The 19856-nt window shown below is 38.0% G+C and carries 15 protein-coding genes; 10 read left to right on the top strand and 5 right to left on the bottom strand.

The features are described from left to right. Positions 1-72 precede the first annotated feature (72 nt). The 8 genes from KORDIASMS9_RS13420 to KORDIASMS9_RS13385 all read left to right on the top strand — a co-directional run bounded on the left by KORDIASMS9_RS13420 (position 73) and on the right by KORDIASMS9_RS13385 (position 7721). Positions 73-987 carry an AraC family transcriptional regulator gene (locus KORDIASMS9_RS13420; protein WP_114903324.1) on the top strand — a complete coding sequence of 305 codons (915 nt, stop codon included), beginning with the start codon at positions 73-75 and terminating at the stop codon, positions 985-987. Between the two features lie 98 nt (positions 988-1085). Then, positions 1086-1892, top strand: a complete 807-nt coding sequence (locus KORDIASMS9_RS13415) for an aldo/keto reductase (RefSeq protein WP_114903323.1) — start codon at positions 1086-1088, stop codon at positions 1890-1892. A 13-nt stretch (positions 1893-1905) separates the two neighbouring features. Continuing rightward, the gene (locus KORDIASMS9_RS13410; protein ID WP_114903322.1) at positions 1906-2952 is read left to right on the top strand and encodes an SDR family oxidoreductase; all 1047 of its coding nucleotides are present in this window, start codon (positions 1906-1908) and stop codon (positions 2950-2952) included. Positions 2953-2955: 3 nt separating this feature from the next. Continuing rightward, positions 2956-3195, top strand: a complete 240-nt coding sequence (locus KORDIASMS9_RS13405) for a hypothetical protein (RefSeq protein WP_114903321.1) — start codon at positions 2956-2958, stop codon at positions 3193-3195. 161 nt (positions 3196-3356) lie between these two features. After that, positions 3357-3836, top strand: a complete 480-nt coding sequence (locus tag KORDIASMS9_RS13400; RefSeq protein ID WP_114905250.1) for a 2-dehydro-3-deoxyphosphooctonate aldolase — start codon at positions 3357-3359, stop codon at positions 3834-3836. A 668-nt stretch (positions 3837-4504) separates the two neighbouring features. Continuing rightward, complete coding sequence (locus tag KORDIASMS9_RS13395; RefSeq protein WP_114903320.1) at positions 4505-5767, top strand: DUF6265 family protein; 1263 nt, start codon at positions 4505-4507, stop codon at positions 5765-5767. 34 nt (positions 5768-5801) lie between these two features. Further along, complete coding sequence (locus KORDIASMS9_RS13390; RefSeq protein WP_114903319.1) at positions 5802-7139, top strand: M28 family peptidase; 1338 nt, start codon at positions 5802-5804, stop codon at positions 7137-7139. A 6-nt stretch (positions 7140-7145) separates the two neighbouring features. After that, complete coding sequence (locus KORDIASMS9_RS13385; RefSeq protein ID WP_114903318.1) at positions 7146-7721, top strand: YdeI family protein; 576 nt, start codon at positions 7146-7148, stop codon at positions 7719-7721. A 21-nt stretch (positions 7722-7742) separates the two neighbouring features. Here the strand turns inward: KORDIASMS9_RS13385 and KORDIASMS9_RS13380 are convergent, their stop codons facing one another. The 5 genes from KORDIASMS9_RS13380 to KORDIASMS9_RS13360 form a co-directional block, all read right to left on the bottom strand. Then, entirely contained in the window at positions 7743-8813 is a 1071-nt protein-coding gene (locus KORDIASMS9_RS13380) for a hypothetical protein (RefSeq protein WP_114903317.1), read from the bottom strand. Between the two features lie 10 nt (positions 8814-8823). Next, positions 8824-9729, bottom strand: coding sequence for a CHAT domain-containing protein (locus tag KORDIASMS9_RS13375; RefSeq protein ID WP_162819949.1), 906 nt, complete (start codon positions 9727-9729; stop codon positions 8824-8826). Between the two features lie 73 nt (positions 9730-9802). Continuing rightward, a complete protein-coding gene (locus KORDIASMS9_RS13370; RefSeq protein WP_162819948.1) occupies positions 9803-10741 on the bottom strand; it encodes a DNA/RNA non-specific endonuclease in 939 nt (312 codons plus the stop codon). 77 nt (positions 10742-10818) lie between these two features. After that, complete coding sequence (locus KORDIASMS9_RS13365) at positions 10819-12420, bottom strand: FAD-binding protein (RefSeq protein WP_114903314.1); 1602 nt, start codon at positions 12418-12420, stop codon at positions 10819-10821. Positions 12421-12426: 6 nt separating this feature from the next. After that, positions 12427-12780: a hypothetical protein gene (locus tag KORDIASMS9_RS13360; RefSeq protein WP_162819947.1), complete on the bottom strand. Its 354-nt coding sequence runs from the start codon at positions 12778-12780 to the stop codon at positions 12427-12429. Positions 12781-13000: 220 nt separating this feature from the next. On the opposite strand from KORDIASMS9_RS13360, the gene KORDIASMS9_RS13355 reads away from it, so the two are divergent. Next, complete coding sequence (locus KORDIASMS9_RS13355; protein ID WP_114903312.1) at positions 13001-16285, top strand: amidohydrolase family protein; 3285 nt, start codon at positions 13001-13003, stop codon at positions 16283-16285. Positions 16286-16649: 364 nt separating this feature from the next. Beyond that, positions 16650-19856, top strand: a complete 3207-nt coding sequence (locus KORDIASMS9_RS13350; protein ID WP_114903311.1) for a hypothetical protein — start codon at positions 16650-16652, stop codon at positions 19854-19856.

Below are 19856 nucleotides of genomic sequence, written 5' to 3'. Positions count from 1 at the left end.
GCTAAAATTACAGCTTTCTGAACGCATTTAAAAATTTAAAAAATACTATCTTAGACTTTCAATTTGTTATCTTTGAAAGATCCATCTTCTATATCCTACTTTAAAGACATTACGGCTTTATTGAAAGCGTTGCGCACCTTTACGCCGCAGTCAAATCTCTTTCACATTCACAAACACGAGGAAGTTCCTGAAACACATTCTGCCGAAACACAAATATTTAGAAGCGATACGTTTTCCGCTTCGTTCTTGATAGAAGGTGCCGCGGAATACAAAATTGGACTGCAAGAATACACCATGCAAGAAGGTTCATTCTACTTTATGTCGCCACGACATTTGCGCTATTACAAAAAAACCAAACCGTGGAAAGGCTTTGTGTTTTTGTTTTCTACCGAATTCATCCGACAGTTTTCTACAACAGATATTTATACAGAATATCCTTTTTTTGAAATAGATGCGAATGTGCAATTGCAACTCAATGCAACGCAAGTAACACAGTTGAATGAATTGCTGACGGAGCTTTTACAGATATATCAAAGTCATGAAAAAGACAAAATACCGTTGCTGTATCATTACGTATCTATTGTGCTATTATTGTCTAAAAAATGGCATCGAGAACAGCATCCTACAGTGACAAACAACACGAAGAAAGAAAGCATTTCAAAAGCTTTTTACGATTTGCTAGAGAAACACTTTTTTGACATCGCCACACAAAAAGCGGAATACATTTTCACCGTTGCTGACTTTGCCGAGCATGTTCACATAAGTGCGAATTACTTGAGCAACACCTTAAAAAAGGAAACAGGAAAAACAGCTTCACAAATTATTAAACAACGAACTATTTTAGAAGCTAAGTCTTTACTAAAAAGTACAGAACTCACGGTTTCAGAAGTTGCTTATTTCTTAAAATTTCAAGACAGTTCGTACTTTTCAAAGTATTTTAAAAGTGCTACCAAGCTTTCTCCAAGCGAATTTCGAGACGGAAAATAACAATTCTGTAAAATTTACCTAAGTAGCTGTAAAATCTACCCAAGCTCAGGCAACATCGCGGCATACATTTGTACCATCAAACAAGTAAAACAAAAACGATGGACACATTAAAAACAACAGTTACAATTGGAAACGCAACCGAAATCAACCGCTTAGGATTCGGAACCATGCGTGCCACAACAGGAAACGGAATTTGGGGAGATTCTACTGATAAAGCTTCCGCAATCAAAGTGATTCGCAAAGCTATTGAACAAGGCGTCAACTTTATTGATACTGCCGATTCTTACGGACCGTATACGTCAGAACTCGTGGTAGCAGAGGCTGTACAACCTTTTAAAAACGACGTAGTAGTTGCTACCAAAGGCGGCGCGGTAAAGTACAAACCTGGCGCGATCATGGCAAACGGACATCCGTACTACTTACGAACGGCCATTGAAGGCAGCTTGCGCAGATTGCAACGCGAACAAATAGAAGTATACTTTTTACATCGCATTGATCCGAACATTCCTATTGAAGAATCGGTAGGCGCATTGGCACAATTTCAACAAGAAGGAAAAATAAAACACATCGGAATTTCTAACGTAACGGTGAACGATTTGGAACGCGCGCAAAAAGTGGCAAAGATTGACATTGTACAGAATGCGTTCAGTTATAAAGATCGTCGTTATGAAGACTTGGTACAAGCAACTGCTGCGCAAAATATCGCGTTTGTCGCACACACACCTGTCGCAAAAAACGATTGGGATGAGACCATTCTCGCGAAAGCGGAAAAAGAAGGAATTTCTATCAACCAACTTTCCTTATCATGGCTCTTACACTACAGCGACAACGTGATTCCTATTCCAGGAACTTCCTCTGAAAAGCATTTGCTAGAAAACATGCAATCCGTACACATTCAACTTTAAAAAATTAGAACTTATGAAAAATAAAGCAGTAATTATAGGCGCTTCTGGCGGAATGGGAAGAAATATCATTACCTATTTATCAACGCTAGACAATTGGGATATTGTAGGACTCGACATTAAAGAACCAATGTACGAAAGTAGACAAACTTTTATTCAAGTGAATCTCTTAGATGTGGAAGAAACCAAACAAAAACTTTCACACTTAACAGCTACAACTCATATTTTTTGTGTTGGATTTATTGGCGATGCCACGTTTAGCGGTCCAATTGATAAAAACGTAGCCTTATTGAAAAATACCGTAGAAGCCATTGAACCAATTGCAAAGAATCTCCAGCGTGTCTTTTTGATGGAAGGCGGAAAAGTATACGGACGACAACTTGGAAAGTTTAAAACACCAGCCAAAGAAACGGATGCACGACACATGGCTCCGAACTTCTATTTCAATCAAGAAGACTTTTTGATAGAGCGTCAACGTGGAAAATCGTGGTCTTGGGTTGCCTTGCGTCCAGAACTGCTTTGCAGCAATATTGTCGGCATTCCCAACTTGCCTTTATTGATTGGTGTATATGCTACTATTTCAAAAGAATTGGGATTGCCATTGCGCTTTTCGGGAAGTGAAGCTGCGTATCAAGCTTTGGTACAAGTCTGTGATGCCAAATTGTTAGCCAAAGCAGCCGTTTGGGTAGCTACTGCTGAAAATACAGCCAACCACGCCATTAATTTTACGAATGGAGACGCTTTTCGTTGGCAACATTTGTGGAAAAGAATTGCCAAGTTTTTTGACATGGAATATGAAGAACCACAACAAATCAATTTGGCAACTTTTATGGAAGACAAAGCACCACTTTGGGATTCGATTGTAGAAAAGTATCAGTTGGAACCAAATTCGTATCACGATGTTGCCGCTTGGCCATTAGGTGACTTTATGTTCAATTGTGATTGGGATGTTTTATTAAGCACTACCAAAATTCAACAATTAGGATTCCACGAAGTGATGGACAGTGAAGAAATGTTCTTAGATCTTTTGCAGGATTTTAGAAACCGTAATATCATTCCGTAAATAATGAAAAATAATACCTCAAAACACAGACTGGCGTTTTTAACTTGGATCGTTATTTATCCACTCATTACCATAATTTTATTTCTATTTAAAGAAGAATTAATTGCTTTGCCGCTTATTGCCAGAACGTTTGTATTAACAGTCGTTTTGGTAACTGCGATGCAATATTTGATTATGCCATTTTTGACTCGGAAATTAGCGTATTGGTTGACGAAGACAGAAAAGAAAAATTGTCAACATTAACAGGTTCTTTATCTTTTAGTTGGCACAAATGTTCTCTCAGCGAAACTTATTCTTACCTAACAGAAACATCACATTCACTCAATACACCGCTTCAAAATTTGATTTTCAATGTAAAAATAGTAGCTTCGGTACATTGCATGAACCATCTAAAACTAAATTACATGAAAAAACTAGGACTTGTATTGCTTGTATTAACTGTGATTGTAGCCTGTGGAACTAAAAAATCTGCTTCGACTGCTGAACGTTCTGTCACAAACATTAAAAAAGCTAAAAGTAAAAATTTTAAACAAACGCTCCGTGATTCATATACCTTTGTAGTCAAAGAAATTTCAACAGATGAAACCTATGGATATTCTCCTAAGAATGCTGTGGAAGTTGGTGGTGCAAGAGATTCTGAAGGACCTACAAATGAGAAACGGTATTTAAATGCGCTGACAGGTCCAAATGGTGAAGAAGTTTCCTATTACCGAGCTGGAAGTTGTTGTCCAACACCTAGCGAAAACGCCTTGTATGGTGATAATGCTATACTTGACAATTATCGCGTTACTTGGGAAGGATCAAAAGATACGGTTTCTATTTATATTAACATGTATGATTCTAGTCCGCTAAAAGCTCCAAAAGGTTTTGGATTGCGAAAGTAATTCCTATTTGTTGTTTGTTGTTTGTTGTTTGGTTACACTATTTTTTTAGAACATAAACTCGTAAACTTAGACACTTTTCAACTTCTTACTTTTTGTCACAAATTCACCAATGGTTTTTGTGATGCTCAATTTTATATAAACGCGAATTGATTTTTGTTTGTCATTCAACATTTAGCATTTAGCATTTAACATTTTAATGTCGTGATTCGTTATTTGGTTACTCTATTTTTATTTCAGAATATAAACTCGTAAACTTATACACTTTTCAACTTCTTACTTTTTGTCACGAATTCACCAATGGTTTTTGTGATGCTCAATTTTATATAAACGCGAATTGATTTTTGTTTTTCATTCAACATTTAGCATTCAACATTTTAATGTCGTGGTTCGTTATTTGGTTACACTATTTTATTTCAGAACATAAACTCGTAGACTTAGACACTTTTCAACTTCTTACTTTTTGTCACGAATTCATCAATGGTTTTTGTGATGCTCAATTTTATATAAACGCGAATTGATTTTTATTTGTAATTCAACATTTAGCATTCAACATTTTAATGTCGTTATTAAAGACTCAAAAAACAGTGTTTTTGTTAAAAAACAACTCCTTTACAATGCATATTTTGAAAATTGCGTAACTTTCCATCAACTAATCAATCAAACCACACATGAAAAAATTACTACACTTGCTGGTAATTACAATTCCGTTTGCTGTGTTTTCTCAACCTAATACAGAAGTATATCTTTTTGATCTTGCTACCAAAAACAATCAAATACAACTCACCAACGGACAGAATATTTCTAACAATGAAGGCTATGACAATCAACCTTCGTTTCAATATGCAAACACAATTTTATTCGCGTCCACGCGAAATGGACAAACGGATATTCTTTCGTATAATATCAATAATGGCGATAAAAAATGGTTGAGTAATACCCAACAAGGAAGTGAATATTCGCCAACACCAATTCCTACAACCAAAGATGTTTCTGCCATTCGTTTAGACACTACAGGACTGCAATTATTATACAGATACCGACGCGGAAAAAGTAAACCAATTCACAAAGAGTTAAAAATTGGGTATCACGTATGGAATTCTCGAAATGTGCTGGTTTCTTTCGTTTTGGGCGAACCGCAAAGACTTGTTGTTTCTAACCTTAAAAAAAATACCCATGAGACTGCCGATACCAAAATTGGTCGATCATTGCACAACATTCCAAACTTAAACTTGGTAAGTTATATCAGTAAAAAGAACGATGCTTGGGAAATTCGTTCCCTGAATGTTGAAACTTACGAAACCAAAAAAATCACGAATACAATTCCAAATGTAGAAGACATGTGCTGGTTGGCTGATGGTTCTATCTTGATGGCGAAAGGAAAAGCGTTATACAAACTGCATCCCGAGAAAGATACCGAATGGAAGATTGTAAAACTGTTCGACAAAGAAAATTTTGACAACATTACACGCATAACCACAAACCGAGCAAATACGAAATTAGCTTTGGTTGCCGAACTTGAAAAAACACTCGCGCCAACCTTAGAAAACATTCGTTGGATTGCAGGCAACTGGAAAGGCGAAGCGTTTGGAGGAATTACGGAAGAAAACTGGAGCGAACCTTCGGGTGGTTCTATGATGGCAACCTTTAAATTGATTGTAGACGGAAAAGTGAATTTTTATGAAATTGAAACGATTTCGGAAGTAAACAAAAGTCTCCTCTTGCGACTGAAACATTTTGACGGCGAATTGAAAGGTTGGGAAATCAAGGATGAAACGGTCGATTTTCCACTGATCAAAGTCACCAAAAACAAAGCAATTTTTGAAGGAATGATCTTCGAATCTGTCGGTCCAAACAATATGACGGTTTATGTCAGTGTTGGTCAAAAAGACGGCTCCAACGCGATTGTTCCTTTTTATTACACAAAAAAATAAATTCAATACAAATACATATTTAGCATAAAAAACTATGAAGAAAATTATCCTCACTACCCTACTCTTTTCTGTAACGTTTATGATGTCACAAACCGATTCGCGTTTGTACGATATCATTGATGCGGTTTCGGCAGATCGTATCGAAAATGATATCCGAACGCTGGCAAACTTTGGAACGCGAAACACCTTTAGTGACACCGTTTCTGAAACGCGTGGAATTGGTGCCGCAAGACGTTGGATTAAAAAAGAATTTGATCAAATTTCTAGCAATTGTGATAATTGTTTGAATGTATTCTACCAAAAAGATTTTGTCACGAAAGAAGGCAATCGTCGTGTACCAAAAGATGCATGGGTTGTGAATGTAGTGGCGATTCAGAAAGGCACAAAATACCCAAATCGGTATGTGATTATGAGTGGCGATATTGATTCGCGCGCCAGCGACACCATGGATTTTACCACAGACGCACCAGGTGCTAACGATAACGCTTCTGGAATGGCTGGAGCAATTGAAGCTGCACGTGTATTATCAAAATATAAGTTTGAAAACAGTATTATTTACGTGGGATTGTCGGGCGAAGAACAAGGCTTGTTTGGTGGACAAGGATTGGCGAAGTATGCGAAAGATCAAGGTTGGGACATTATTGGTGTATTAAACAATGATATGATCGGAAATATTGAAGGAGTTGATGGCGTGATTGATAACAGGTCGTTCCGAATTTTCTCAGAGCCAGTTCCTGCGAATGAAACTGAGCGCCAACGCAGATCACGCCGTTTTTACGGTGGTGAAGTGGATGGAATTTCTCGTCAATTAGCACGATACGTTCACAAGCAAACGCAAACGTACATGCCTGAAATGAATCCAATGCTAATTTATCGTTTGGACAGATTTGGTCGCGGTGGGCATCACAGACCGTTTAACGATCTTGGTTTTGCAGGAATCAGAATCATGGAAGCGCATGAAAACTACAATCGCCAACATCAAGACATTCGAGAAGAAAACGGCATCAACTATGGAGATGTTATTGAAGGTGTCAATTTCGCTTATGCGAAGAAACTCACAGCAGTAAATGCCATCAATTTAGCGAGTTTGGCGTGGTCACCATTGCCGCCACAAGATGTAAAAATTGGTGGGATTGTACAACCAAGTGCAAAATTCAAATGGAAAAAATCGGAAGATGAAAATGTCGTTGGCTATAAAATCTACTGGCGCGATACAACCGCTCCACAATGGCAACATTCACGTTTTGTGGGCGATGTAACTGAATATACGCTAAAAGGAATTGTGATTGATAATTATTATTTTGGAATTGCTACAGTGAGCAAAAACGGGCATGAAAGCTTGATTGTATTTCCTGCGAAAATTTTTAGATAGTATTCAATGAACACACGCGAAGAACTCTATTTTAAAAACGATACGGAATGGCGTGCGTGGTTGGAAGAACATCACGATACGTCTTCGGGTGTGTATTTAATTTTTTACAAAGTAAGTTCGGCAACAGAAAGTATGCGTTGGGAAGAAGCGGTAAAAGTAGCGCTGTGTTTTGGTTGGATTGACAGCACGGTGAAAAAACTAGACGAGGAACGCAGGCGACAATATTTTTGTCCGCGAAATCCCAAAAGTGTTTGGAGCAAGCTTAACAAGAGTTATATTGTGGAATTGATCGCCGCAGAAAAAATGCACGAAAGTGGTTCTCTGAAAATGATTGCTGCGATGAAAGATGGTTCGTGGACAGCATTGGACGATGTAGAAAACGGCGTCATTCCAAAAGAATTGCAAACAGCTTTTGAAGCCAATCCGACCGCGTTTGAAAACTATCAAAATTTCAGTCCATCCTATCGTAAAAGTTATTTATATTGGTTGAATCAAGCGAAACGAGCCACAACACGCGAAAAGCGCATTGCAGAAATCATTCGATTATGTGCTGCAAATATTAAAAGTAGAAATACGCGATAAGGTAAAAGTGTTATGAAAAAACTACTGCGTATAATGAATGATAAACGTATTTTTCTTTTCGTTTTGTTTAATTCCGTAACCACTTCCAAATTGAGCTTTAAAAGTTACTCCTTTAACATAGCTAGATAAGGTAGCTGCCAATTTTTCGGCAATATCTTTTATGTCTTTGTCATAATAGAAAACGGTAGGAACTTTGGAAAAGAAACTATATTGCTTTTTCCAGTCTGGATATACTTTAATCGCATAATTTTCTTTCTTAATCAATGTTGTCAGCCTATTTTTTATCCGTTGATCAGGTTTATAAGAATAAAATCGAACATTATATTTTATATTATTATTGTTTACTCTTAAATTTTTAACTTCACTTTCGGAGAGTTTCGTTGATGAAGAGTTGACTGGTGCATACCCAATTTCGATAGCAGCTTTTTTCCAATCTTTCGTTTTTGGATTATCGAACTCTTTTACATTAGAAATACGAACACCAATTTTCTTTAAAGCCGCTATTAATTTAGAGACTTCTACTCTATTGACATCGGCACCAAACCATATTGTATTTACTTTGTAACGTCCGTTATCATTCGGTACATCTTTTAGATTTAATCGGAAACTTGGATTCTTCATGTTTTGAATCAAATCTTCTATTCGATTGCCATCGGCTTTGCGTTTGTAATAACGTACAATTGTATTATCGCTGATATTATTGGTGATTTGATTCAGCTTATCTTGCGCCAAGTTTATATTGGCCATTACTACAGCTTGCTCGCTATTTGATCTATTATTTTTTGCCAGCTGTTTCTTTATAACCGATAATTCTTGACGTAAAGTTGTTACCAAACCCGTAATAGAATCTGTTCGGATCGAATCACGTTCACGCAAAAATTCATTTTCAAGCTCTTTGGTTTTCAACTGATCAATCGTAACTCTACTTTTTAGAATGACATCGTTTTGCTTTTTTACTTGTTGATCGTACACAATTACCGTCACAATAAACGCAGCCATTAATGCCATCACAATCATTACAATATAATTATAGCGCTTGTCCTTTTTCTGAACGTCTGCAATGGTTTCTTCTATGGATTTATAGGTTTTCATGTAATTTTTTTTAAATAATGATCAATCGCTTAAATTCTTCGTTCAATTCGCGACGTTCCGTGGGAGATAATTGTGACAGCGCATTGATGAGACGTTTGCGCTTCAATTCAAATACGCGTATGAGTGTAATTCTGTTTCTTCGCTTCTGAATTTCCATAAACGGATAGCTCCCCAACGCGCTCGGAATCAAACCAATAAGTGACGATGTTAAGTCATTATTTCCATTCATATATAAAAAGATGAACAATCCAATACTCACCGCAATAGCACCAAAAATGATTTTATAATGAAATTTAATACTGCGTTTATAGCTATTTTTAGCTTCGGCAATTTCTGCTTCTGAAATGATGGTATTGATCAAATTGTGCTCGCTCTTTTCATTCTGCTGCTCAATTTCTTTTCCTGCATGTACGACTGCTTCAACATTCACAATCAATTTCGGAATGTGTTCATCACCTTGATCGGTCATGGCAATTCGCGATAACGCAATTTTAAAAGAATCTTTAATTGTTCGCCCATTAAACAACGCATTGTAGAAGTTTCTTGAAAAACTAATCGCCACATCATCAGGAATTTCTTTGTTCATTCCAATGATATACGCGATGTTTTCATTAAAATTTTCAATTCCAGCCAAACTGTGACAGGTATTTAAAAATACACACTGAATGTGATCTTTGAAACCTGACAAAACGTTTGATAATTTCTGAATTGACACTTCTTCGGTATAGCCTTCTACATCTTCCAATAATAATTGTTCATCGGTATTTCCATGTCCAGAAATATGCAAAATGTTGGGTTTTATTTTAAGTAAATGGTCTATGAGAAGATCTTTGGTAACAGCGCCTCTCGATTCAAAATCAAATTTATTTTTATCCTCACTACTTCCTAAAACATCACGTATGGCATTTTCTTCCACATCCAAACGCAGTGTATCACTGTCAATTGGATTGGCTTTAATGAATAATATGTTAATTGTATTTGAAATAACTTTATAATTTTAAATTCATACTATTTGCTTGTGCTTCTAATTGTACACTTTCATTATTACTACTGCGAACGTTTACACGCGATAGAATAATACGTTCTGGATCGTCATTTTGAAACATTTCTGCCGCAGCTTCAAACGATAACTGACTAATTTGTTCTATGAAAGATACGGTTACTTGATAGGTTTCTGCATCTTTAAATCTATTAAAATGTGCAACTCGAGCACTTTCTTCAGAGCGACTTACAGGCTTGATGATGCGCTTTTTCTGCATTTGTCGGTGTTGACTCGTTAAAAAACCTGCTCTGTGCAATGTTCCATTCTTTACATAATACACCACTTTCCAAAACAAATATGGCAACCGAACGACTTCATCATTGACAGTTTTTAAAAATTCAGGATCGTCTTCCCGAAAAACAGGACCGCTGAACATACAGATTTTCATATCGTTTTTTACCACTTCATGGTGCAAAATATAATTTTCAATACGTTTCCAAACACCTCGATTCAATTTACTCACCTGCGGCACTGCGTTGGTGTAATAAAAGGTAGAACGTGCTGCCGAACGTGCAATTTCTTCATCATTTCCCCATTGTACATCTTCACGTTTTACGAGATGTCCTCTGTCAAAATCATACTTTTTAGCATTATACAACGCATTTCCCCATTGTGTTTCTGGCGGAATACGCTCGTCTTTTGCCCAACGCTCACTTCCTTCAAAAATACTCGCTCTCTTTAGTTTATGGAACTGTTTTCCATTCACATTGACGGCTGAATAATAGGGGAATTTTCGAAACGGATTTTGAAGTACACTGTATTTTTCATACGTCAAATAATAATCTGACACCTCTAAACCAGCCACCGTAAATTTTTCGATTTCGCTGGCATCAATATTCGGTGTCTGTACCGAATGCGTTTCGAAAAAGTTAACAGCATAACTCAAAATCAGTTGTATTAATGCGTTTCTAAATTATTAAATTCTAATAGTTTTCACAACTTCCTTAACAAAAGTTTCTGTCTTTACAGTGAAACAATCAAATCTTCTTCGTTTGTTTCGTTTGGCTCGTTCAATTTTGTGTCTTCTAAAAAACCGTTTGAAAATACTTTTTGCATTTCTGTGGAAAGCAATCCGTTGCGATAGCTTTTCCATTCCGTTACTTTGTCGCCAAACATATCTTTTACCAAATTCGGAAATTGCCAATCCGAATTTTTTCCCCAATGAATGGTAAATGGAATGTCGTTTTCTTGCAATACTTCAATCATACGTCGTGAATATTCTGTCAAACTCATTATTTTTCGAGATTTTTCCCATAACACGCCATCAATCTCTAACATACACGTAATTGGAAACTTTGTAAAACCGAGTGTTGCTTCAGTTTGTTTAACGAATCGCATGGCAAAAATCCCTGGAATTGGTCCTTCTTTCTGTGTCATTTCTTCCAATACTTTATAGGCTTTGGACGAATGTGTATGATCAATTCCTACCGAACAGGCAAACGCTGGACCTTGATATGGTGCGTCCCAAAAGGTTTCGTACAACGTTCCCAAGGTTTCTTCATTGACTGCAGGAAGAATGGTTTTGCGCAATTGCTTAATGAACCAAGGAATGCTTTTTGGAAACTTCTCCGAAATTTTAATCAACAAATAAATCAAGTCTTTATATAAGGAGGTTTTAATCACAGGAAACGGATCAGGATACGGAACTTGATACGGTTTTTTATACATCACTTCCACCACATATTCGCTTTCATTTGTATACGGATTGATGAATACTTTATAGTGATACGGACGATTTGGTTTGCCATCAGCAGTTACTTCACCTTCAATTTTAAAAGTAGAATTTTCAAAATCCATCGTATCTGCCAATTCCAATGCCAATTCTTTCTTTATTTTCTTTACATAACGTTTCAACAGAAAGCGATCTTCGGCTTCAATGACAACGCCGTGTATAAATCCGAACGCGCCCAAACCAACCAAAGCAGCATTAAACAAATGATCGTTTCGAATGACGCGGGCGTTTATTTTTTCTGCAAAATTATCGTTTAGTGCAGGTTTCGTATGTCGCTCCAAATACACAATATCCGTTGGTTTATCACCAATAATGATGTTTAATCCCACAACATAGTCTTGAATAGAACCCACATTCAACGCCGAACCGTGAACACCTGTAGAAATACAACCTGCAATCGTTTGTCCGTTGCTTGCACCACTAGTTTTGAGCGATTTCCCATGCGAACTTAACACTTCTGAAATCCGTTTGATCGTATTTCCACATTCAAAAAAGAATAAGTTTTCATTCGCGTACGCGGAATCTTCATGCGATAATGATTCAGGAATCGGAATATGAATACTCATAAAACCATTGTAGTGCATATTGTCTTTTTGATGTGCAATATGTGATAATGACCACGCAGAACCATACGGACGAAAACCTTCATTTTTATCGGCGGCTTCGCGAAGTAAACGCTGAATTTCTTTGGCGGCATCATTGTAGCGATCATATTTGGAAAACATATTTGCTGAACCTTCCAATTCGGTCACATGCAAGGTTTTCAATGGAAAAGGTCCATTATTGTGCAAGGTATCCCAAGAACTTTTTGGGTGTGATTTTGTCGTTGCCATGCTTCCTTAGTTTTGAGGTTTCATACATACATATTTCACACGCACTCTGCGTTTCCGTCCAAAAGTGACTGCGCTTAACAACACACCGCCAAACGTATTTCGATATTCTATGGTATGAATTCCACTGGTTCCGCAATCTTTAATCAACATGGTAAAATCCTTATCCGTAGCTTTTATGGTGATGACAGTATCAATTTCTTCAACATCCATATATCTGTAATAATCCTTACTATCGTTCATAGGATCGGGCTTTGCATCACCGTATACATTCTTCAATCGCACAGTATAACAAGATGAAAACAAACAACATACAATAATTGCCATACTCCATCTAACGAATGTCTTATTTTGTAGCTTCATGACTTTTTTTAATTTTAATGTATAAAAGTAGTTGTTTTCTGATAAGGTTTCAAGGGTAAAAACACCCTAAAATTCACTGTGTTTTGTACACTTCGTTTATGAAAATTTATAACACAGCAACGAACTTCCTTTTTTTAAGACTTCCCAAAAACACCTTAACACACTTTTAAGAAATATTAACACGATATTGGCTAAATTGGGAGTTTAAACCAAAAACCTAATGTTAAGAGCCAATCTTTCAGTCCTTTTTGGACTTTTCTTTGCGTGCATGCTTGTTGCACAAGACAAAAAAAATACTGACAAATGGGATGTTTCTAATCCTAAAGGTGACTTCAATTACAAAGACCATTCGTTTACTACCAATGAAGGAACTTGGATGAACTTAGACGTAAGTCCAGACGGAAAAACCATCGTTTTTGATATGATGGGTGATATTTATACCATTCCCATTACTGGGGGAACTGCCAAAGCGTTACGCACTGGAATTCCGTTTGAAATACAACCGCATTTCAGTCCTGACGGTGCTAAAATTCTCTTTACAAGTGATGCTGGCGGCGGCGATAACATTTGGGTAATGAATGCCGATGGTTCTGATGCCAAACAAATTACCAAAGAAAATTTTCGCTTGCTTAACAATTCTACGTGGATGCCCGATGGAAACGCGTTTGTTGCTCGAAAACACTTCACATCTCAGCGTTCGCTTGGTGCTGGAGAACTATGGCAATACCACATTACGGGCGGATCTGGTTTACAACTCACCAAAAAGAAAAATGCACAGCAAGACGTAAACGAACCTTCTGTTTCGCCTGACGGACGCTATCTATATTATAGTGAAGATGTATATCCTGGCGGATCCTTTCAATACAACAAAGATCCAAACAAGCAAATCTACGTGATTAAACGCTACGATTTTCAAACAGGAAAAACCACACAAGTTACGGGCGGACCTGGCGGCGCATCGCGTCCACAAATATCTAGAGATGGAAAAAAAATAGCCTTCATCAAAAGAGTGCGTACAAAATCAGTATTGTACTTACACGATTTAGCAACGGGCGAAGAATGGCCATTATATGATGCTTTAGACAAAGATCAGCAAGAAGCGTGGGCAATATTTGGTGTGTATCCAAACTTTAGTTGGATGCCAAACAATGAAGAAATTGTGTTTTGGGCAGGTGGAAAAATTCAGAAAATAAATGTCGCTTCGTTGCAAGTAACCAACATTCCGTTCACGGCAAACGCGACGATTCAAATTGCAGATGCCATTTCGTTTAAAACACCTGTGGCACCAGATACCTTTGATGCAAAAGTCATTCGCCAAGCGGTAACTTCTCCAGATGGAAAAATGCTTGTATTTAATGCGGTTGGGTATTTATGGAAGAAGAAACTACCAAATGGAACACCTCAGCGCTTAACAAAAGGAACTGATTTTGAATCGGAACCTAGTTTTTCTCCTAACGGAAAAGAAATTGTGTATGTTACTTGGAATGATTTAAACTTAGGTTCAGTTCGAAAAATCTCAGTAAATGGAGGAAACTCCATGCAGCTATCTTCTGAAAAAGGAAGTTACCGAACACCTGCTTTTTCGCCAGATGGAACACATATTGTCTACCGAAAAGAACGTGGAAACAGCGATCAAGGGTTTACCTATGCAAAAAATACGGGAATCTATACGATGAAAGCGGATGGAAGTAATGCAAAACTTGTCACCACACAAGGGGAATACCCAATATTTTCTGCGGATGGAAAACGTATCTTTCTACAAACGGGCGGAACGTATTTTGGAAGCTTGACAAAATCATTGCACAGTGTGAATCTTCAAGGAAATGACAAACGCACACACTTTACCTCAAAATATGCAAACCGAATGGTGCCAAGTCCAGACAACAAATGGATTGCTTTTTCGCAACTGCACAAAGCGTATGTAGCACCAATGATCTTGACAGGACAAACAGTTAATTTAGACAATAAAACCAAGGCATTTCCTGTGGCACAAATCGCAAAAGATGCTGGTGTTAACTTACATTGGTCGCCAGACAGTAAAAAAGTAATGTGGACCTTGGGTGACGCATATTTTTCAAACGACATCAAAGATAAATTTACATTCTTAGAAGGTTCGCCAGTAAAAACACCTGAAATTACGACAAAAGGCACAAAGATCAATCTACAATTAAAAACAGACAAACCAAACGGTCAAATCGCTTTTACAAATGCACGCATCATTACGATGGAAAATGAGCAAGTCATAGAAAACGGAACTATCTTGGTAAAAGACAACCGTATCAAAGCCATTGGAACAGATATTCGCATTCCAAAAAGCGCAAAAATTTACGACATGACGGGAAAAACCATCATGCCAGGCATGGTGGATGCACACGCACATATTGGCGCATTTCGTTACGGATTAACCACTCAAAAACATTGGCAATTCTATGCAAACTTAGCGTTTGGAGTCACGACAGCTCACGATCCATCGGCGAATACAGAAACGGTTTTTGCCTTGTCGGAATTGGTTAAAAATGGTACGCTCGTTGGACCACGTCTCTACTCTACTGGGTTTATCTTATACGGAGCTGATGGCGATTTTAAAGCTGTGATCAATAATTTAGAAGACGCACGCTCTTCTATCAGAAGAACAAAAGCCTTTGGCGCATTATCGGTAAAAAGTTACAACCAACCGCGTCGTGAACAACGTCAACAAGTATTGCAAGCCGCACGCGAAGAAGGCATTTTAGTTGTTCCAGAAGGAGGTTCTACTTTTTATCACAATATGACTATGATTATGGACGGACACACAGGCGTGGAACACAACATTCCAGTTTCACCTGCATACAAAGATGTGTTAGAATTATGGGGACATAGCAAAACTGGCTACACGCCAACGTTAATTGTAAACTACGGCGGTGTCAATGGTGAATATTATTGGTATCAAAACACCAACGTTTGGGAAAACGAAAAATTACTACAATACACACCAAGAGGCATTATTGATGCGCGTTCTAGACATCGCACGATGTTACCTGATGAAGAATACGAAAATGGACACATTTTGGTATCAAAAACGGTAAAGGCTTTGTCTGACAAAGGTGTCAAAGTAAACATGGGCGCACACGGACAATTACAAGGACTCGGCGCGCATTGGGAATTATGGATGATGGAACAAGGCGGCATGTCACCGATGGAAGCATTGAAAACTGCAACCATCAATCCTGCGGAATATATTGGTGCAGGAAACGATATCGGTTCGCTGAAAGTTGGAAAATTAGCAGATTTAATCATCATGGATAAAAATCCGCTAGACAATATCAGAAATACAGAAAGCATTACACATACGATGATCAACGGTCGTTTGTACGATACCGAAACCATGAACGAAATTGGCAATGAACCCAAAGAACGCAGCAAATTCTATTGGGAAAACAACAAATACAACGCAGCATTTCCTTGGCACGAAGAAGCCAACAGCTTTATGCGTCCAGGATGTGGTTGTCATTTGGGACATCAATAGATTTTTGATTGACGATTTTTGATTTTTGATTGACGATTTTTGAAATTTTAAATGATCTCGGAACGTCACTTCAAGTGATTTTTCGAAATGTTTTACATTGAGCGTAGTCGAAATGAAATGAAGAAAAATTGTATCAAGAAGTACTTTGAAATTATAAATGTAAAATGTGTCACATCGAGCGCAGTCGAGATGCTAAATATTAAATGTAAAACCATAACAGAATCGTAGCTGTTCTCGATACACTAAATCACAGATTTAGCACACGAACTGACGGTTGTAATACTTAAACACGAATAACCAGTAACAAAAAAACAAACAACAAACAACCAACAACCAACAACTAAAAAAACCAACCTAAAATACAATGAAAAAATTACTCCTACTTTTACTTACTTTTTCCGTTTGGAATCTTTCTGCACAGGAATTTTCTATGGAAACGGTCAAAAATATGAAACCGCGTAACATTGGTCCTGGCGGAATGAGTGGACGTGTCACAAGCATTGATGTTGTGCACAGCGATTCTGATGTGATGTATGTCGGAACGGCTTCAGGCGGACTTTGGAAATCTACTTCAGGTGGCATCAAATGGAAGCCGATTTTCGATAAAGAAGTCACAGCTTCTGTCGGTGCTGTTGCCATTCAACAATCCAATCCAAGTGTGATTTGGGTAGGAACTGGAGAAGGAAATCCACGAAACAGTCTCAACGGTGGTTACGGAATCTACAAATCTTTAGACGGCGGAAAAAACTGGAAACGCATGGGATTGGAGAAAACCAGACATATTCATCGTGTGATTATTGATCCGACAAATCCTGACATCGTATATGCTGCCGCAATTGGTTCTCCTTGGGGCGAACATCCAGAACGCGGCGTGTATAAAACAACCGACGGTGGCGAAACTTGGAAGCAAATTCTATTCGCAAATAACAAAACTGGAACTGCCGATTTAATTATGGACCCAACAAATCCGAATAAATTAATCGCGGCGATGTGGGAACACAAACGTGATCCTTGGTTTTTCAAATCTGGTGGAAAAGGTTCTGGTTTACACATCACACATGATGGTGGAAAAACTTGGAAAAAACTGAGCGATAAAGATGGATTGCCAAAAGGTGATTTGGGACGTATCGGAGTTGCCATTGCGCCAAGCAGTCCAAACATAATTTATGCATTGATAGAAGCTAAAAAGAACGCACTCTACAAAAGTACAGATGGCGGATTCAAATGGAAGAAAGTAAATGATAAAGCGGGCATTGGAAATCGTCCGTTTTATTATTCTGAAATCTATGTAGATCCGCAAAATGAAAATAGATTGTATACCATTTTTACGTATGTAAATGTTTCGGAAGATGGTGGAAAAAGCTTCAAACAGTTGATGCCAGCGTACGGAGTTGATAATGGCGTACACCCCGATCATCATGCATGGTGGATTCATCCCGAAAACGGAAAATTTATGATTGATGGAAATGACGGTGGAATGAACATTACCAAAGATCGTGGACAAACCTGGCGTTTTATAGGAAACTTGCCCGTTGCACAGTTTTATCATATCAATGTAGATAATGAATATCCGTACAATGTATATGGCGGAATGCAAGATAACGGTTCATGGCGTGGACCAGCGTATGTATGGCGCGCGCAAGGAATTCGCAATTCGTATTGGCAAGAAATTTCGTTTGGAGATGGTTTTGACGTAGTGCCAGATAAAGACGATTCACGTTACGGTTGGTCCATGAGTCAGCAAGGTTTTGTATCGCGTTACGATTGGATGACAGGAAATAATTATACAGTAAAACCAACACATCCAAATGCAAATGTAAAATTGCGTTTCAATTGGAATGCAGCGATAAATATTGATCCTTTTGACAATAGTACGCTCTATTTTGGAAGTCAGTTTGTGCATAAAAGCACCGACAAAGGTTTGACATGGGAAGTAATTTCTCCAGATTTATCAACAAACGATCCAGAAAAATTAAAACAAGCGGAAAGTGGCGGATTGACGATGGACGCTACAGGAGCGGAAAATCACTGTACTGTTTTAGTCATTGAACCTTCTCCCCTAGAACGAAATATGTTGTGGGCAGCAACCGATGACGGACGCGTTCATATCACACGAAATGGCGGACAAGAATGGACAGAAGTTACCAAAAACATCAAAGGTCTACCGCAAGGAAGCTGGATTGTGCAAGTGAAAGCTTCCAACAAAAAACAAGGAGAAGCGTTATTGGTTGCCAATGATTATAGACGTTTCAATTACGAACCGTATGCGTACAGAACAACCAATTATGGAAAAACGTGGGAACGCATTGTAGATGCTTCTGATGTAAAAAGTTATACACTCTCCATTGTGGAAGATCCTGAAAATAGAAACTTACTCTTTTTAGGAACGGATGATGGATTGTATATTTCCTTAGATGCTGGAAACAAATGGCAAAAATGGACGGCAGGTTATCCAACCGTTTCTACGAAAGACTTGGTAATTCAACCACGGGAACATGATTTGGTGATTGGAACGTTTGGTAGAGCTGCGTGGGTTTTAGACGATATTCGTCCGTTGCGTGCTATTGCCGCAGATCAAAGCATTCTTACAAAAAATATTGCATTGTTTGAACCGCCAACCGCATATCAAGCGGCGTATCAACAACCTACGGGAAGTCGTTTTGGTGCAGATGCAACGTATCATGGTGAAAATAAAAGAGGTGGTGCGATGATTTCGTATTATTTTCAGAAGAAAGACATGCCAAAACCAGCCAAAAAAGACTCTAAAGAAGAGAAGAAAGCTGATGATATGAAAGACGAAAAGAAAGTGAAGTGGGATTCCATCAAACTAGAAGTTTTCAACAATGGAAAGTTGATTCGCACCTTAAAAAGTAAAGCTCCAAAAGAAAACGGAATCAACCGTTTGTATTGGAGAATGGACGAAAAAGGTGTGGATAGACCATCAAGAACCATTCGCAAACGCAGACGTGAACCAGGCGGAATGCGCGTAAAGCCCGGAATGTATCAGTTGAAAATGACCTACGGCGATCAAACTACAGAAACAAATATTAAAGTAGCAAGCGATCCACGATTGAACGTTTCTCAAAAAAATATTGATGAAACGTATGCTGCTGGGAAGAAACTTCAACGCATGACACAAACTGCTGCAGATGCTGTAAAACAATTGGTGGAAAGCAAAAATGCAGCAACAACCTATCAAAAAACGCTGAGCAAATTAGACAAGAAAAAACACAAAGAAGCGATTACAGCATCTAAAAATATCATCAAACGAATTGATGAAGTGATTGCCTTGTATTTAGGAAAAGTAGACAAACGTCAAGGAATTACACGAAATCCTGAAGTAAATGTCATGCAACGCATTGGTGTTGCTGGTCGTTATGCAGGTTCGCGCAAAACTGGATTAACAAGTACCGAAACGCAATTAATGCAACATGCGGAAGACGCACTCAAAGATGCATTGGACAAAACAAATGCATTTTTTACAGAAGAATGGAATGCCTATCGCTCTCAGATGGAACAGATTGACATTACACCATTTAAAGAAACTACTACAATTCAACTAAAAAATTAA

The sequence above is a fragment of the Kordia sp. SMS9 genome (assembly GCF_003352465.1).
Classification (GTDB): Bacteria; Bacteroidota; Bacteroidia; order Flavobacteriales; family Flavobacteriaceae; genus Kordia.
The sequence above is the reverse complement of the archived record's forward strand: the minus strand, read 5'-3'. Positions and strand labels throughout refer to the sequence as shown.